Here is a 16,595-nt window from a genome sequence, read left to right as displayed (position 1 = left end):
ATGAATCGAGAAAAGTCAGAGAATCTGTTTATTGGAGCACAAAAAGTGATTCCCGGTGGCGTTAACAGTCCGGTACGGGCTTTTAAGTCAGTCAATATGCCACCGATTTTTATAGATCACGGTAAAGGGTCAAAAATTTATGATGTCGACGGAAACGAATATACCGATTATATCTGTTCCTGGGGTCCGCTGATTCTTGGCCACGCCTCTCCAATTTATACTCAGGGAATAATGGAAGCTCTGGATAAAGGCGGCAGTTATGGTGCACCGACAGCTATCGAAGTTGAAATGGCTAAAATGATTACTGAGGCCTATCCAACGATGGAACAGGTCAGAATGGTTAATTCCGGAACTGAAGCAACCATGTCGGCTTTAAGACTGGCCCGTGGTTTTACCGGTCGGGATAAAATTATCAAGTTTGAAGGCTGCTATCATGGTCATGGGGATGCCCTGCTGGTTAAATCCGGTTCCGGAACCTTGACTTTTGGAGTGCCCACCTCTGCTGGCGTTCCGCAGGGGACAGCTAAGGATACGCTGGTAGCTGTCTATAATGATCTGGAATCAGTTAAGGCTCTGTTTGCCGAAAATAAAGATGAAATTGCAGCGGTGATTGTCGAACCGGTTGCTGGAAACATGGGTGTAGTAGCGCCTGATATGGGATTTATGAAGGGACTTCGCGAATTGACTCAAAATGAAGGCGCGTTGCTGATTTTTGATGAGGTTATTACGGGTTTCAGACTTGCTTATGGTGGCGCTCAGGAAGTGATGGGAATTAAACCGGATCTGACCACTCTGGGTAAAATCATCGGTGGCGGGATGCCCGTTGGTGCTTACGGCGGCCGTAAAGATATCATGGCTTGTGTGGCACCCCTGGGTGGAGTTTATCAGGCTGGGACGCTTTCGGGAAATCCCATTGCCATGAAAATGGGGCTTAATACTTTAACTTATTTAAAAGAAAATCCTCAAGTTTATACAGACCTTGAAAAGAAGGCAATTATGCTGGAAGAAGGTTTCAAGGAAAATATTAAAAAGACTGGCACTAAAGCCCAGATGGTGCGGTTTAAAGGGATGACCTGTTTCTTCTTTACGGATTCCCCAATTACCGGATATGACGCGGTCATGACGTCGGACACAAATGCTTATGCAAGTTACTTCAGAGCAATGCTGGATGCCGGCAATCTCTTGCCGCCAGCACAGTTTGAAGGGATTTTCCTATCGACCCAACATAACGAAGCGGATCTTTTAAAAACCATCGAAGATCATTTTAAGACATTAAAAAATATGAAATAACAGGAGTATTGAATATGGCAAAGAAAGCATTACTGGTTATCAGTTTTGGTACCTCTTATGCAGAAACAAGAAAGAAAACCATTGAAGCAACTGAAGAACGGTTAAAAGTGGCTTATCCCGAATATGATTTTTTCCGGGCATTTACTTCCCGTATGATTGTTAATAAGCTGAAGAAAAGAGACAATGAGATTGTTGACTTACCGACTCAAGCGTTGCAGAAATTAAAGGATGCGGGTTATACGGAAGTGATCTGTCAGACCACGCATATTATTAACGGTCATGAATATGACATCACTTTAAAAGAGCTGAAAGCCTTCGAAGACGACTTTGAAGTCCTGACTTTAGGCAAACCTTTGTTAACATCTGTGGATGATTATAAAAAGACGATTGCTGTCGTCATGGAAGCTATGCCAGAGTTAAAAGAAGGGGAAGCACTTTTATACATGGGACACGGCAGTGAACATCACGCCAATTCGGTTTACCCCTGCCTGGACTATATGTTTAAAAGTGAGGGATTTAAAGATGTTTACATGGGAACCGTTGAAGGTTTCCCTGAACTGGATGACATCTTACCGCAGTTAAAGGAAAAAGGATATAAAAAAATCTATCTGGCACCCTTTATGCTGGTCGCTGGTGATCATGCACAGAATGATCTGGCTGGTGATGAAGAGGATTCCTGGAATACCCTTTTAAAAGCCCAGGGGTTTGAAACCCAGGTTATTTTAGAAGGTTTGGGTGAATATTCAGGCATTCAGGCATTATTTTTAGAACACCTGCAGGCAGCACAAGCAGTAAAAGAAATGTAATAATATAGAGGAGAAAAGTTATGAATACAGTTTATTTAGTAGGAGCCGGTCCTGGAGATCCGGAGCTGATTACCGTTAAGGGACAGCGTATTGTTAATGAGGCAGATATTATTATCTATGCCGGATCACTTGTTAATAAAGCAATTATTGGCGGTCATAAGGCCGATGCAGAAATTTTTAATTCTGCTTCCATGACTTTGGATGACGTTATTGCTGTGATTAAAAGAGGTACAGATGAAGGCAAAAAAATTGCCCGTGTCCATACTGGAGACCCTTCGATCTACGGAGCAATCAGAGAACAGATGGATCGTTTAGACGAGCTGGGTATTCCCTATGAAGTAGTTCCTGGTGTATCTTCATTTGTGGCATCGGCTGCCGCTCTTAAAAAAGAATTTACCCTGCCGGATGTTTCTCAAACCGTTATCTGTACTCGTCTGGAAGGACGAACTCCGGTTCCGGAAAAAGAAAAACTTGAAGATCTGGCTTCACATCGGGCATCAATGGCAATCTTTTTATCAGTTCAGATGATTGAAGATGTGGTTAGTCGTTTAACGACCCATTACGCGCCGTCTACACCAGTTGCCGTTATTCAAAGAGCGACCTGGGAAGATCAGAAAATTGTTTTAGGGACTCTGGAAACTATTGCCGATAAAGTAAAAGAAGCCAATATCACCAAAACTGCTCAGATTTTAGTTGGGGATTTCCTCGGCGACGAATACAGTTTATCAAAACTTTATGATCCTAAATTTACTCACGAATACCGTCAAGGGGTTGAGTAAACTTGGAAAAATGGGCAATTATCACTCTTTCTAAAGATGGTGTGACAACCGCCCGCAGGCTTTCAAAGCGCCTGGATGATCGGGAAGTGAGTATTTTTACAAAAGAAAAGTATGCCGGAGAGAATGAAAAACTGATTGCAACTGATATCAGCACTTTTTTCGGCGAGATCATGAAAGAATTTCCGGTAATTATCGCTATTATGGCAACCGGTATTGTGGTTCGGGCAGCTGCCCCTTATCTTTTGCATAAGTCTAAAGATCCGGCGATTCTGGTAATGGATACAAAGGGTGAATTTGTGATTAGTCTTTTATCCGGTCATCTGGGTGGGGCTAACGACTGTGCCCGGTTGATTGAAGACCGTTTTGGATCAAAAGCTGTGATTACTACCGGAACAGATGTGAAAGGAACGATGGCTGTGGATGTACTGGCAGAAAAAATTAATTGTGAAATAGCGGATTTTACCGCTGCCAAAGATATTACCGCTCAGATTCTTAATGGTGAGAAAATTGGGATTATCAGTGAGGATCAAGTGAATCTGAGTGGACTAGATTTGCCATATAATCTGGTGGTTTGTCCTGATGCCGGAAAGCTTGCAGATTTATCAGGGGTGATTCGAATCAGCTCTAGACTTGAAGAATGTGATTACGGCCTTCCCCAGGTGCGTCTGGTGCCCAAAAATATCATAATTGGGATTGGTTGTCGGCGTAATGTGTCTGGTGAAAAGATTTTATCAAAAATTGAAGAAACATTTTTATCAGTAGGACTTGATCTAAGAAGTATTAAGCTTTTGGCAACCGTTTCTTTGAAAGCTGATGAAGCGGGGATCACCGAAGCCTGTCAGGCGTTAGGGGCAAAAAAGGTGATCATTCCGGATGAAATGGTCAAAATGGTGCAAAATCGTTTTGAAGGCTCTGATTTCGTTTTTCAGACCACCGGGATGTATGCCGTTTCTGAACCCTGCGGCTATGTAGCCTCCGGATTTGGGGAATGTCTGATCGAAAAGAAAAAACTGGACGGGATTACCCTTTCTGTCTGGCGGGAAAATAATGTGTAAAGGACGAGGAAAAGGATGAAAAAGATATATGTAACCGGAATTGGTCCGGGACTTTATGAACATATGACGGAAGCGGCCAGAAACAGCATTGAAACAGCAGATATCATTGTGGGTTATAAAACCTATGTTGATATTATTGCTGATTTGATCGGCGATAAAGAAGTGCTTTCTTCAGGAATGCGCCGTGAAATTGACCGTTGTGAAAAAGCCCTTGAACTGGCTGAAGAAGGAAAAACCGTTTGTCTGGTCAGCTCTGGAGATGCTGGTGTATTTGGGATGGCTGGCATAATGCTGGAAATCGTGGAACACCAGAAAAGTGATGTGGCAGTTGAGATTATCCCTGGTATTTCAGCAGCTAATGCAGCGGCGGCTACCTTAGGTGCGCCATTGATGCATGATTATGTGGTCATTAGTCTTTCAGATCTTTTAACTGACTGGGCAGTGATCGAAAAGCGTCTTCACTGTGCTGGTGACGGGGACTTTATTGTGACCCTGTACAATCCTAAAAGTAAGGGCCGACCACATAATATTGAGAAGGCTCAGGAAATCTTATTAAAATACAAAGATGCAAAAACACCTGTGGGGATTGTCAGAAATGCCAAGCGACAGGATGAGTCTTATGTGATCACTAATCTGGGTAATCTGCATGAAGCAGAAATTGATATGTTCTCTATGGTTATTATTGGGAATTCTAAAACCTATGTAACCGAAGACCTGAAAAAAATGATTACCCCAAGAGGTTACCAGCTGTGATTCTGGTACTGGGCGGAACCCTTGACAGCCGGGAGTTGACGGGTGCGCTTTTGAGAGCTGGACACAAGATCTGTTATTCGACCTTAACCAGCATCCAATCGGATCAGCTTCTGGATGATCCGAATCTTTTGAAAATTTCCGGTCAACTGGATACGGAATCCCTGCGGGAAACCATGATTATTTATGGGATTAATGCAGTAATTGATGCTACCCATCCTTATGCAAAGGAAATTTCTCAAAATGCTATTTGGTCCTGTGACGCCGCCAATATCCCATATCTGCGAATGGAGCGGCCGTCCTTGATCGATGAGGATTCCCTGGTTTGTGATTCATATGATGAAGCAAAGAAGAAACTTAATGAGCTGCTCAAAGATTCCGATAAAAATATTCTTTTGACAACCGGTAGTCGTCAGTTGGAATGTTTTGAAGGATTACCTAAAAATAGGATTTTTGCCCGTGTTCTACCCACCTCGGGGGTTTTGAAAAAATGCGAAAATCTGGGCTATAAACCCAAACAGATTCTGGCCGTGCAGGGGCCTTTTTCGGTTTTAATGAATCAGACCATGATCAAAGAATATCAGATTGGCTTTATGGTTACAAAAGACAGTGGGGATGTGGGTGGTATTACTGAAAAAATAGAAGCGGCCCATCTGGAAGACGTGAAGATTCTATTCATCAAACGTCCGGAAGTTATCTATCCTAATTGTGTTAACAGTCTGGACCAGGCACTTTCCTGGGTCGAGAAACTATAGTCTTTAAGAAAAGAGGAAAAGCTATGGCTAAAAATATTATGTTTATGGGGACAGGCTCGTCGGTGGGAAAAAGTCTTCTGACCGCAGCCATGTGCCGAATCTTAAATAATAAGGGGCTGTCAGTAGCACCTTATAAATCTCAGAATATGGCACTGAACTCATTTATTACCAGAGATGGAAAAGAAATGGGGCGCGCGCAGGTAGTACAGGCTGAATGCGCCCGTATCGAACCACAGGTGGAAATGAATCCGGTTTTATTAAAACCCAATTCTGATGTGGGATGTCAGGTTATTTTGATGGGTAAGGCTGAATTCAATATGGATGCAGTGGATTATCATGCCCATAAACCTCAGCTCGTAGAAACTGTTATGGAAGCTTACAATAAATTGGCTGCAGAACATCAGGTGATCGCCATCGAAGGTGCCGGAAGCCCGGCAGAAATTAATCTGCGAGAAAATGATATTGTCAACATGGGACTGGCTGAGATGGTTGATGCCCCGGTCGTTTTAATCGGAGATATCGATAAAGGTGGAGTTTTTGCTTCAATATACGGAACCATTGAACTGCTGGAGCCAGAAGAGCGGGCTCGGATTAAAGGTTTTATTATCAATAAATTCCGTGGTGATGTGGAGCTTTTGAAACCCGGCATTGAAATGATCGAAGAAAAGGTCAATGTTCCCTGTCTGGGAGTTATTCCTTATAAACGATTTGTCATTGATGATGAAGACTCGGTAACTGAGCGTTTTGATCGTCAGAATGAAGGCGATATAACAATTGGTGTGGTATACCTGCCGCATCTGTCCAATTTTACCGACTGTACGGCCTTTGATATGCATCCCGACGTACGGGTGGAATATTATCGTAATCAGCGGGAACTGCAGTTGGCCAACCCTGATCTGTTAGTTGTTCCCGGAAGCAAAAATACGATGGATGACACCAACCATGTTGTCATGAGCAAGATGGGTGATGAGATTAAAAGAATCCACGCTACTGGTGTACCGGTCGTTGGAATCTGTGGCGGATATCAGCTTCTTGGTAAAGAAATCAGAGATCCCCATGGTGTAGAATCAAGCCTGGGATCGATTGAAGGCCTGGGGCTTCTAAACATCGTGACGACAATCGGCCAGGAGAAACGAACCGTTCGGACCGAAGGTGTTATTTCGACAGACTTTATGGGTATGGAGCTGGCTGGAATGAAGGTTGAAGGTTACGAGATCCATATGGGCGAGAGTCAGGCCCTGGATGGTGAAAAATCTTTTGCAACTCTGGAAGACGGAACCATTGATGGAGTAGTTGCGCAAGATCAGACCGTCATGGGAACATACCTTCATGGAATTTTTGATAATGATGCTTTCCGCGAGAAAATAATTGCAACTTTAAAAGCCAAAAAGAATCTGGATGATTCAACTGGAGCCTTTGATTTTAAGGCTTTTAAAGAAGAACAATATGACAGTCTGGCTCAAACGGTGGAAGAAAACATGGATATGGAAAAAATCATGTCAATTATTGGAGAAATAGGACAGTGAGCCTGGATTTAGCTCAAGGACTATCATTTGGCTTAGGTGGCGGTTACTGGCTCTTCCTGATCACGTTTGGTGTTATCCTCGACTGGCTGATTGGTGATCCTGCATTTCTTTTGCATCCTATTATTTTAATCGGTAAGGCGATTGGGTTTTTGAACAAAATAATGAACAAAGGATCCAATCGCCGGGCTAAAGGTGTTGCTCTACTTATTATCGTTGTCTTATTTACGGCGCTTATAGTAGTCGGATTACAGTGGCTTACTTATCAGGCTAGCTTTATTTTGTATACTCTTTTAAACATTTATCTGATCACCATGGCGCTTGCAGCTAAAACTCTGGCTCAGGAAGTCATGAAGGTGCTCAGAGTTTTAAAAAAGGGAGACCTGGAACAATCGCGGATTCAAGTCGGCTATCTGGTGGGCCGGGATACCCAATCATTGACAGAAAAAGAAATTATTCGAGCAACCATTGAAACAACTGCTGAGAATACTATTGATGGTGTTCTGGCACCGATTTTCTACTTATTTCTGGGAGCTTTGTTACCGATTCCCTGGCTCAACCCAGTCGTTCTGGTAATGGCCTACAAAGCAGTGAATACTCTTGACTCAATGGTTGGATATATACAGGAACCTTATCGGGAGTTTGGTGCTGCATCGGCAATTTTTGACGATATTATTAATTTTGTGCCGGCTCGATTGGGCAGCTTTTTGATGCTCGTGGCAGGATTTTTTCTGGGTTATTCTTTTAAAGATGGCCTGGCAGTTTTTCGACGTGATCGATTTAATCATAAAAGTCCTAATTCGGCCCATCCGGAATCAGTGGTGGCTGGCCTCCTGGGGATACAGCTTGGTGGAACCAATCACTATTTTGGTCAGGTTCTCGAGAAACCGACCATTGGTGTTGCCAAAACACCCTTAAATCTTCTGGATATCAGAGAGACAGTAGGGATTATGTATGCCAGCGAAATTGTGACCATGGTACTAGGTATTGCTGTGGGCGTTGTGATTCTGATTTTGGTTTAGGAGAGATAATGAATAAACATGGCGGTTATTTCGGGGAAAGAGCGGATATGATTGATTTTAGCGTCAATATAAACCCGCTGGGGATTCCTCAAGGGATTAAAGAAAAACTGAAAGAAGGAATTGACACCCTGGTTGATTATCCGGAAATTACCGGTCAGACAGCCCTTGAAAAACTGGCGGCAGAGATTTCTAAACGGCCAGATCAGCTGATTCTGGGTAACGGGGCAATTGAGCTGATCTATTTGCTGGCCAGATCCATGGCTGGAAAAAAAGCTCTGATTATTCAGCCGACCTTTAACGAATACAGCCGAGCTCTCAAGCTTTATGGCTGTGAGGTGTCTGAGCTGGTCTTAACAAAGGAAGAAGGCTTCAGGCTGACGGCCGATAAACTCAAAACCGCCCTTGTAGAAGAGAAACCGGATCTGCTTTTTTTATGTAATCCTAATAACCCGACTGGAGTTATTTATTCAAATGATCAAATTAAGGAATGGATGAACATTCCCGATTGGGAAATGACCTGGTTTTTTGATGAATCATTTATGGACTTTACCGGTCAGCTAGGAATGCTTAGTGAAGATCTGGATCAGGGGAATTTTTTTGTGCTAAAATCGCTGACTAAATTTTATGCCCTGCCGGGATTGCGAATAGGTTATGGCGCCGGAAATCCGAAAATCATTGAAGGGATGATGCGCTATAAGGAACCCTGGACCGTCAACAGCCTGGGACTGATCGCCTTGAGTCAGGTTTATCAGGAAAAGGACTTTGCGAAGAAGACAATTGCTCTTATTAACTCTGAACGAGAAAGAGTTTACAGGGAACTGCAGGAAATTTCTGCGTTCGAAGTTTTTAAAAGTGCCACTGATTTTCATCTCTGTCTGATAAAGAGTGGGGTATCCAGTCTCAAGTTGAAAAATGACATCGAACAGGCTGGGATGAGTCTGCGTACGTGTGAAGATTTTTCCGGTCTCGATCAGAGCTATTTCCGTATAGCTATAAAAAGCAGCCAGGCGAATCATCGTCTGATAGAGTTTCTGAAGAAGTGGAAGGGGTAAAATGGGAAAACTGATATTTGTAACGGGTGGCGCCCGAAGCGGCAAAAGCACTTTTGCCGAAGAAACGGCCAAAGCCTTTAATAAAGAAGTGGCCTATATTGCTACGGCCATCGCTTTTGATGATGGGATGAAGGACCGCATAAAAAAACACCAGGCTCAGCGGCCATCGGAGTGGCAGACCATCGAAGCCTATAAGGATTTTGAAAAATTAAACAATGATTCGGCTTTCACAGAAGCCCAAGTTCTGCTTTTTGATTGCCTGACCGTAATGGTGACCAACAATATGCTGGATCAGCAGGTTGATTATGATAACTGCACAATGGAAACGGTTGGTCAGATCGAAGATCTGATTAAACAGGAAGTGGAAAAGCTTCTGGAAGTTTGTCAGGATAAAACCCTGGTGCTGGTTTCCAATGAAGTGGGAATGGGCCTGGTGCCGGCTTATAAACTGGGCAGTTATTTTAGAGATATCGCCGGCCGGATGAATCAGCTGGTAGCGGCTCGGGCTGATGAGGTATACTTCTGCGTTTCAGGAATACCGATGAAAATCAAGTAGTTTTTGTGCCTGCCACCAACTTATAAACATATGATTGTTCTATTTTTCATCAAAAGTTCAGTTATTACTTGAAGTTGATCTGCTCATTGTATAATCTTCCTATTTGTGCTATGCTTATTCTATAATTATGAAAACGTATATTCTGTCTATTTTTAGACAAAATTTTCAGAAAGGGTTTACAGAGTTATGATAGGATGCACAAATCTATGGAAGTCCAAAAAGTTGGGCGGACTCTGCCCTTTTATAATTTTATTAAATATTTACACAAAGACCATTTGTCCGGAAGAGTGACTCTATGCCACTTATCCTGTGACAGATGGTTTTTTTGATGATTTTAAGAAATGGGGAGTTATAGATGAATAAGAAAGGAAATTTAGTAGACAATTTATTTAGCGGTACCCTTTGGATTATGGTTATGAGTGCTATGGTTACCCTGATAGGGATGTTGATTGACGGACTTGTAATTGGAAATTTTCTGGGTGTAGATGCCATGGCGTCTTATGGACTTGCCAGTCCGGTATTTGTAATTATCGCAGCTGTTGGTGGCGTATTTTCATCTGGCCTTCAGACTGTATGTGCCAAGCTTTTAGGTGGCGGAAAGGTTGATGAGGCTAAAAGAAGCTTTTCAGCCATGCTGATTACTGGCTTGATTACCGGTCTGGTCTTTATGCTGGTGCTGGTGCTGTTCTCCGGTTCGCTGGCGACAGCTTTGGGTGCCTCCGGCAGCAATGCCCAGCTCCATGAACCGACAAGGAATTACCTGTTTGGCTTGGGGCTGGGAATTCCTGGAATGATAATGATGAATCTTCTGACACCGATCATGCAGCTGGATAATGACAGAAGCCGGGTTATGAAAGCAACAATGACTATGACTGGCGTTAATATTTCCGGAGATATGCTGGTGGCATTTGTTCTCCCCTGGGGAATGTTTGGCATGGCTTTGTTTACTTCGATCAGTTATTATGCAGCTTTGATTGTCTTGTTACTGCATTTTGCAAAAAAGGATATCATGTTTCGACCGGATTTTCGTCATGCAGATATGAAAGGTGTTCCGTCCATGTTCGTCATCGGAGCACCGACTGCGGTATCCAGGCTATGTAACACTATGAGAACCCTCTGTCTGAATAAACTGCTTTTGTTTATCGCTTCCAGCGGGGCAGTAGCGGCACTTTCCATTCAGTCCAATATGGTTGGTCTTTTTGGTTCTGTAGGTACGGGGATCGGACTTGCAACCCTGATGCTGGCAGGTCTGTTTTATGGAGAAGAAGACCGTACGTCCTTAAATTGCCTTGTGAAATCCGGATTGAAAAAGATTGTCACGATTGTTTTACCGATTGCGCTTATCCTATTTCTTTTTGCCCCATTATTAGTTAAGATGTATGGGGCCCAAGCGGCCCAGGAAGTTCAGACAATGGCAACTCATGCCGTCAGGTTTTATGCCGTTAGTCTGCCACTTTACAGTATGAATATTGTTGTGATGAATTATCTGCAGGGGACTCATAAACTGAAATTGTCCAATTTTGTCAGTTTCCTGGATAATTTTGGTTTTGTTGTAGTCAGTGCGCTAGTGCTGGGTAACCTCCTTGGTCCCGATGGTGTGTGGATGGCATTTCCGGTTGGTGAAGTTTTTACCCTGATCGTTGTCTTTATTCTGGCGTATGTCCATGAGCATAAGCTGCCAGCTAAAACTGAAAATTATCTATTTCTTGATGAAAAATTTGATGCAGCAATAGAACGAAAGTATGAAAGAAGCATGGCGACGAATGAGCAGGTCATGGAGGTTTCTCGACAGATCATGGATTTCTGTTTGGATAGCGGTGTAAGAAAAAGAGAGGCCGGTCTGATTTCTCTTTATGTGGAAGAAATGGGAAAAAACATTATTACCTATGGTTTCAATGACGGGAAACCCCACAATATGGATTTTAAGCTGGTTTTGAAGGAGCGGGAGGCTATTTTGCGATTTAGAGATGACTGTATTCGCTTTGATCCCAGAGAATATATTAAACTTTTGAATCCGGAAGATGAAATATCGCACATTGGTATTAGAATGGTGATGAATTCATGCGATCAGGTGGAATACGTCAATGCCATGACGCTTAATAATCTGAGACTGCATATCAATATCTGATAGATACTTTAACAAATTATTTAGCTCCGGACTAATCGGAGGCACAAATAAATCTATATCAGGAGGAAATGATTATTATGGTTGAAAAGGCTGAAAACGGAAATTTGATGATTGAAGGAAGAATTGATTCGACAAATGCCATGGAGTTTGAAAAAGAAGTATTTGAACTTTGTGGCGAAGAAAAGGATGTGGTCTTAGACGCTGATAAACTTGTCTATATTTCAAGTGCTGGATTAAGGGTGCTGATGAAGCTTAAAAAAGCAGATAAAGATGTAACCGTTCTAAATGTTTCGCCGGAAATATACGACATCTTTGATATGACCGGTTTTACTGAAATTTTAAATGTCAAGAAAAAACTGAGATTTGTAGATACAGAAGGGCTTGAATTTATTGGAAAAGGCGGATTTGGAGCTGTTTATCGCCTGACACCAGAGAGTATTCTGAAAACATTTTTTGGACAGAATACCGATGATGGTCTAAAAGAAGGCCTCAAAAGCACTCGAGCGGCCTTTGTCAAAGGGGTACCAACCGCAATACCTTTTGAAACAGTTATGACACCTGATGGCGTGGGCGTCATCTATGAACTGATTATATCAGATTCGCTGAGCGGCTATCTCCATCAACATCCCGAGGACTTTGACAGAAAAGCAAAACAATATGCAGAATTGGCGGTATTACTGGCCGGAACAGAACTCGATTCACCGGATGTAAAAAACGTTGGCGATAAATTCATTGGTATCATGGAACCATTCCGAAAGATCTTTCCGGATGAATGGATCGATGCCTATAATAAAGCTGTGGAATTTGTGCCGGAACGTCATACCGCTGTTCATGGTGATTTTCATGGTCGAAATATCATGCTTCAGGATGATGAACTGCTGCTGATTGATATGGATGATTTTGGTTATGGCCATCCTATCTGGGAACTTGCCGGGATTTATAATGCACTTCCGGGATTCTTGAGTTCTAATCCTTCAGAAGAGATGTTTATGCAGCTGATCGGTCTTTCAAAAGATGAAGGAATGCGACTATGGAATGCTTTTGCGGAGTATTATTTTGATGGATTAAGTGAAGAGGAGAAAGCATCACGTTTGCGGTTGGCGGCCATGTACGGTGCTATTCGGACAACTTCACTGGCAGGTACCCGACTTTCTCCAGATGCTTCCGAGGATGATCCTCAATATCAGCAAGCTATGGTTGTTTTGAAGATGATGATGGAAAATCTGGTTCTACCGAATCTTGAATTTGCTGAAACAGCTTTTGAAACCTGGAAATAAAATTATTTTCATTAAAAACAATAAAGTCCGAAGTAGACAAATGTTACTTCGGACTTTGCTATTACAGCAGATGATCTGTCAAATCAAATTGGCCGGTCAGGCAATAGCTCAAATTATTGCAGGATATTTTCTGCAGTTTTCTCATTGAAGCCTGGGAATAAAAGGCAGCATGGGGAGTAATAATCACATTGCTGCGGATAAAAAGCGGATGTAGAGCGGTATTGGGGTTTTCATCAACCAGCACATCAAGACCTGCGGCAGAAACCAGACCGCTATCTAATGCTTCCACTAAAGCTGACTCATCAACACTAGCGCCCCGGGCCAGGTTGAGAAAAATAGGTTTCTTTTTAAGACCGATAAAAAAGTTTTTATCAAACATGGCAGCGTTATTCGTGCTGACACTCATATGGTTACTGATAATATCAGCCCGCTCCATGGCATATTGTGCATCGACCAAAGAGACACCAAGCTCTCTGGCAACTTCTTCAGGCAGAAAGGGGTCAACTGCCAGAATTTTCATCCCGAAAGCTTTGGCCCTACTGGCAAGAGCCTGTCCAATCCGGCCAAATCCGAAAATAGCCAGGGTGCTGTCACGAAGTGCCATAACTTCCCCGACCAGTTCATAATTCCAGAGGTTTTTATTTTCCAGATTGTCCTGGTGCTGTTTGATTTTTTTTGCCAGGTTAAGCAGTAGTGCCATGGCAAAGTCGGCTACTTCTTCGGTACAGTATTCTCTGATAGCACAGACGGCCACATTTCTTTCTTTGGCTTCGTTCAAATCCACACAGGTATAGCCCGTGGCATTAATACTGATGGCTTTGAGGGAAGGGCAATGATCAAAAAAGTCTTTGTCCATCGTCAGATAGGCGGTTAGAAGACCATCTGCATCTGCTAGAGTCTGATAAAGACTTTCCTGATTCTTAAATGGATGAATAATAACTTCGGCATCTGGAATTATTTTATGAATTAATTCCTTTTCGAATTCCAGATCTCTGTTTAAAGCATTTTCAAAGTCGCTGATGACGATTTTTAGTGATTTTTTTTGCATTTTTACCTGCTTTCTGAGTAATTTTTTAAATTGACAGAGTATGCCAATTTGACAGTTACAAGAAAATATAATATATTTAATATAATATATTATATATTTTATAAAAACGGTGATTATAAGAAGTCAACATCTGTTGTTTCCCAATGAATCGTCTTGATGTAATCAGCCAAAAGATTTTTTTCGCGGTTAATAAAATAATCAAGCATTTTCTTATGCCCCTCATTGCTTTTGTAAAGCAGTTCCTTGTATGTTTTTTGATCGACTTTCTTTTTATTGTAAGTCAGCGGAATGTAGCGCGAGCTTAAGGAAGCAATGGTTTCAATAAGGGGGGTGTTATGGGATTTACTGATGTAAACCTGATGAAATGCTTCCTGCAGTGCAATGAAATCATCAAGATTGTCATATTCAATAGCCAGATTTGTTTTGGCGATCAGTTCTTCCATACGCTGATAATCTTTTTGTGTCAGGTGGTCGATAGCCAGACTGGCGGCAAAAGCATCGAGGTTGCTCATCAGACTGTAATATTCCAGCATATCTTCAACAGTAATTTTTTTGACATAAAAGCCCTTTCGGGGAACATAGTCAATGATGTGTTCGGTAGCCAGCATAATCAGGGCTTCCCGAGCCGGCGTGCGGCTTATTTTCAAGTCGCTACAGATTTGTGCTTCGCTCAGTTTTTCATGGGGAACCAGTCCACCATCCTTAATTTTCTCATGGATATAGCTGCAGACATGGTCGCGTAAAGATTGAATTTGTGACATAGGACTTCCTTTCGCCATAATAAAATATATTATTATATTAATATATAATATATTGATAAATAAATCAATAACCTGGAGGTTAATATGTCAGAAATTAAAATGACAGGCGGTCAGCTGCTTGTCGATGCCTTGGAAAAAATTGGTGTGGATACCGTTTTTGGAATTCCTGGTGTCCATAATTTAAAAATTTACGAGGCCCTTTCCAAAAGCAAGATTAAACATATCACAACCCGAAATGAAAGTGGGGCCGGTTTCATGGCTGATGGTTATGGGAGAAGCACGGGCAAGCCAGGAACGGCGATTGTCATTACTGGACCGGGTTTGACCAATATCCTGACTGCAATGGGTCAGGCTTATCTGGATGCCGTTCCCATGGTAGTCATTTCCAGCCAGCTGCCGACAACGATTATGAATCAGTCTACGGGGTTTCTTCATGAGCTTAGAAATTCTACAATTGTTGCTGGGGCAGTGGCTAAAGAAAGTCGACGGGTCAGTTCTGCCGATAAGATACAGGAGACGATTGCAGCAGCCTACCGGTTAGCAGTTTCTGGTCGACCGGGACCAGTTCATGCGGAAGTGCCTTTAGATATATTAGCAGAAACAGTTCTTTTAGATTCGTCTTGTAAAACTGTACCTACGATATGTATGACAGCTTATGAAGATCAGCTGAAAAAAGCGGCAGATATGATAAATCAGGCTAAGCAGGTTACTATTATTACAGGCGGTGGTGCGGTTGATGCAGCAAAAGAAGTAAGAAACCTCAGTCAGAAAATTAAAGCAGCGGTAGTTTCTAGCTGTGCCGGGAAGGGTGTAGTATCAGATCAAGATGATTTGTGTCTGGGAACCCGTTTACCCTTTAAAGGGGTTCGCCAGTATGTGGAAGAATCTGATTTGGTCCTGGCATTAGGAACTCAGCTGTCACCCACTGATTTATGGGAAAATGACTTAAAGCTTAAAGGACAGCTGCTGCAGTTTGACATTGACAGTGACGCATTCTATAGAAATGTACCTGCTGATTATGGCGTTAAAGGCGATTGTAAGATTTTACTGGAAAGCATATTACCAATGCTTGAAGTGAAAGATTTTAAACCGGAAGCTAAAATTAAAGCGCTCAAAGAAGCGGCTATCCAAACTGGTCCAGCTGTTACTGGAAATGATAAAACCTACGATATGGCGATGGAGGTCTTATCGGTTTTTAGAGAGTCATTAGGAGAGGAAGAAATCCTTCTGGCAGATATGACCACAGCCGCTTATATTGCCTTGAGTGAATATGATAGCTTAGCCCCCAGAACTTTTTTACATCCGGTAGGGTTCGGTACCCTTGGTTATTCGATGCCAGCGGCGATTGGTGCTAAAGTGGCTAATCCTGAGAAAAACATGATTGCTTTAATTGGTGACGGTGGTTTTCAGTTTACCATGCAGGAAGTGGCAGTGGCCTGTGAACAAAAATTGCCAATTCCGATTGTCATCTGGAACAATGGTGGTTACGGTGAAATAAAAAGAAATGAAGCTGCTATGGGCTTTGACTCTTTTATTGCTGTTGACAATAAAAACCCTAACTTTTTAAAACTGGCAAGGGCCTATGATATTGATGGGGTAATGCCAGTAAATAAAGAAGAACTAAAAACAGCACTAACCGACAGCTTTAAAAAAGAACAGCCGACGATTATTGAAATTAATATCAATCATTGGCAAAGAGGTGAATAAGCTAGTCGTTTTTTAACTTGTATTGTACATATAAATGGATGAGAAAAATCATGGTATTAAGTATACTTATCGGAAAACATAGCAGT

At 42.3% G+C, this 16,595-nt stretch carries 15 protein-coding genes; 13 read left to right on the top strand and 2 right to left on the bottom strand.

Features of this window, described 5'->3' with window-relative positions:
* The 12 genes from hemL (at position 1) to Q5O24_13870 (ending at position 12,993) form a co-directional block, all read left to right on the top strand.
* On the top strand, positions 1-1,290 hold the full coding sequence (gene hemL / locus Q5O24_13925; GenBank protein WKY47435.1) for a glutamate-1-semialdehyde 2,1-aminomutase: 1,290 nt from the start codon (positions 1-3) through the stop codon (positions 1,288-1,290).
* Between the two features lie 14 nt (positions 1,291-1,304).
* Positions 1,305-2,096 (top strand): sirohydrochlorin cobaltochelatase, encoded by a 792-nt coding sequence (locus Q5O24_13920; protein ID WKY47434.1) that lies wholly within the window; start codon positions 1,305-1,307, stop codon positions 2,094-2,096.
* Between the two features lie 20 nt (positions 2,097-2,116).
* Positions 2,117-2,875 (top strand): precorrin-4 C(11)-methyltransferase, encoded by a 759-nt coding sequence (gene cobM / locus Q5O24_13915; protein ID WKY47433.1) that lies wholly within the window; start codon positions 2,117-2,119, stop codon positions 2,873-2,875.
* A 2-nt stretch (positions 2,876-2,877) separates the two neighbouring features.
* Positions 2,878-3,930 carry a cobalt-precorrin 5A hydrolase gene (locus Q5O24_13910; GenBank protein ID WKY47432.1) on the top strand — a complete coding sequence of 351 codons (1,053 nt, stop codon included), beginning with the start codon at positions 2,878-2,880 and terminating at the stop codon, positions 3,928-3,930.
* Between the two features lie 15 nt (positions 3,931-3,945).
* Complete coding sequence (gene cobJ / locus Q5O24_13905; GenBank protein ID WKY47431.1) at positions 3,946-4,683, top strand: precorrin-3B C(17)-methyltransferase; 738 nt, start codon at positions 3,946-3,948, stop codon at positions 4,681-4,683.
* On the top strand, positions 4,680-5,435 hold the full coding sequence (cobK, locus tag Q5O24_13900; GenBank protein ID WKY47430.1) for a precorrin-6A reductase: 756 nt from the start codon (positions 4,680-4,682) through the stop codon (positions 5,433-5,435). The genes cobJ and cobK overlap by 4 nt, the downstream gene beginning before the upstream one ends.
* A gap of 23 nt (positions 5,436-5,458) precedes the next feature.
* On the top strand, positions 5,459-6,961 hold the full coding sequence (locus Q5O24_13895) for a cobyric acid synthase (GenBank protein ID WKY47429.1): 1,503 nt from the start codon (positions 5,459-5,461) through the stop codon (positions 6,959-6,961).
* A complete protein-coding gene (gene cbiB, locus Q5O24_13890) occupies positions 6,958-7,980 on the top strand; it encodes an adenosylcobinamide-phosphate synthase CbiB (protein WKY47428.1) in 1,023 nt (340 codons plus the stop codon). The genes Q5O24_13895 and cbiB overlap by 4 nt, the downstream gene beginning before the upstream one ends.
* A gap of 8 nt (positions 7,981-7,988) precedes the next feature.
* Complete coding sequence (locus Q5O24_13885; protein WKY47427.1) at positions 7,989-9,032, top strand: aminotransferase class I/II-fold pyridoxal phosphate-dependent enzyme; 1,044 nt, start codon at positions 7,989-7,991, stop codon at positions 9,030-9,032.
* A gap of 1 nt (position 9,033) precedes the next feature.
* A complete protein-coding gene (gene cobU, locus Q5O24_13880; protein ID WKY47426.1) occupies positions 9,034-9,588 on the top strand; it encodes a bifunctional adenosylcobinamide kinase/adenosylcobinamide-phosphate guanylyltransferase in 555 nt (184 codons plus the stop codon).
* A gap of 355 nt (positions 9,589-9,943) precedes the next feature.
* Positions 9,944-11,716, top strand: a complete 1,773-nt coding sequence (locus tag Q5O24_13875; GenBank protein ID WKY47425.1) for an MATE family efflux transporter — start codon at positions 9,944-9,946, stop codon at positions 11,714-11,716.
* A gap of 68 nt (positions 11,717-11,784) precedes the next feature.
* Positions 11,785-12,993 (top strand): phosphotransferase, encoded by a 1,209-nt coding sequence (locus Q5O24_13870; GenBank protein ID WKY47424.1) that lies wholly within the window; start codon positions 11,785-11,787, stop codon positions 12,991-12,993.
* A gap of 61 nt (positions 12,994-13,054) precedes the next feature.
* On the opposite strand, the gene Q5O24_13865 is transcribed toward Q5O24_13870, so the two are convergent.
* Both Q5O24_13865 and Q5O24_13860 read right to left on the bottom strand, forming a co-directional pair.
* Complete coding sequence (locus tag Q5O24_13865; protein ID WKY47423.1) at positions 13,055-14,041, bottom strand: NAD(P)-dependent oxidoreductase; 987 nt, start codon at positions 14,039-14,041, stop codon at positions 13,055-13,057.
* A gap of 113 nt (positions 14,042-14,154) precedes the next feature.
* On the bottom strand, positions 14,155-14,802 hold the full coding sequence (locus tag Q5O24_13860) for a GntR family transcriptional regulator (protein ID WKY47422.1): 648 nt from the start codon (positions 14,800-14,802) through the stop codon (positions 14,155-14,157).
* An 84-nt stretch (positions 14,803-14,886) separates the two neighbouring features.
* On the opposite strand from Q5O24_13860, the gene Q5O24_13855 reads away from it, so the two are divergent.
* Entirely contained in the window at positions 14,887-16,509 is a 1,623-nt protein-coding gene (locus tag Q5O24_13855) for a 5-guanidino-2-oxopentanoate decarboxylase (GenBank protein ID WKY47421.1), read from the top strand.
* Positions 16,510-16,595 lie beyond the last annotated feature (86 nt).

Source organism: Eubacteriaceae bacterium ES3, from assembly GCA_030586155.1.
In the GTDB taxonomy this organism is placed as follows: domain Bacteria; phylum Bacillota; class Clostridia; order Eubacteriales; family Eubacteriaceae; genus Acetobacterium.
This window is presented reverse-complemented; position numbering and strand designations above follow the sequence as displayed.

Bases quoted from the DNA above. Each gene is read 5' to 3' on its own strand.
- Q5O24_13870 (WKY47424.1), top strand. From the start codon at position 11,785: ATGATTATTATGGTTGAAAAGGCTGAAAACGGAAATTTGATGATTGAA.
- cobM (WKY47433.1), top strand. From the start codon at position 2,117: ATGAATACAGTTTATTTAGTAGGAGCCGGTCCTGGAGATCCGGAGCTG.
- Q5O24_13855 (WKY47421.1), top strand. From the start codon at position 14,887: ATGTCAGAAATTAAAATGACAGGCGGTCAGCTGCTTGTCGATGCCTTG.
- Q5O24_13875 (WKY47425.1), top strand. From the start codon at position 9,944: ATGAATAAGAAAGGAAATTTAGTAGACAATTTATTTAGCGGTACCCTT.
- Q5O24_13920 (WKY47434.1), top strand. From the start codon at position 1,305: ATGGCAAAGAAAGCATTACTGGTTATCAGTTTTGGTACCTCTTATGCA.
- Q5O24_13885 (WKY47427.1), top strand. From the start codon at position 7,989: ATGAATAAACATGGCGGTTATTTCGGGGAAAGAGCGGATATGATTGAT.
- Q5O24_13865 (WKY47423.1), bottom strand. From the start codon at position 14,041: ATGCAAAAAAAATCACTAAAAATCGTCATCAGCGACTTTGAAAATGCT.
- cobU (WKY47426.1), top strand. From the start codon at position 9,034: ATGGGAAAACTGATATTTGTAACGGGTGGCGCCCGAAGCGGCAAAAGC.
- Q5O24_13860 (WKY47422.1), bottom strand. From the start codon at position 14,802: ATGTCACAAATTCAATCTTTACGCGACCATGTCTGCAGCTATATCCAT.
- Q5O24_13895 (WKY47429.1), top strand. From the start codon at position 5,459: ATGGCTAAAAATATTATGTTTATGGGGACAGGCTCGTCGGTGGGAAAA.
- cobJ (WKY47431.1), top strand. From the start codon at position 3,946: ATGAAAAAGATATATGTAACCGGAATTGGTCCGGGACTTTATGAACAT.
- hemL (WKY47435.1), top strand. From the start codon at position 1: ATGAATCGAGAAAAGTCAGAGAATCTGTTTATTGGAGCACAAAAAGTG.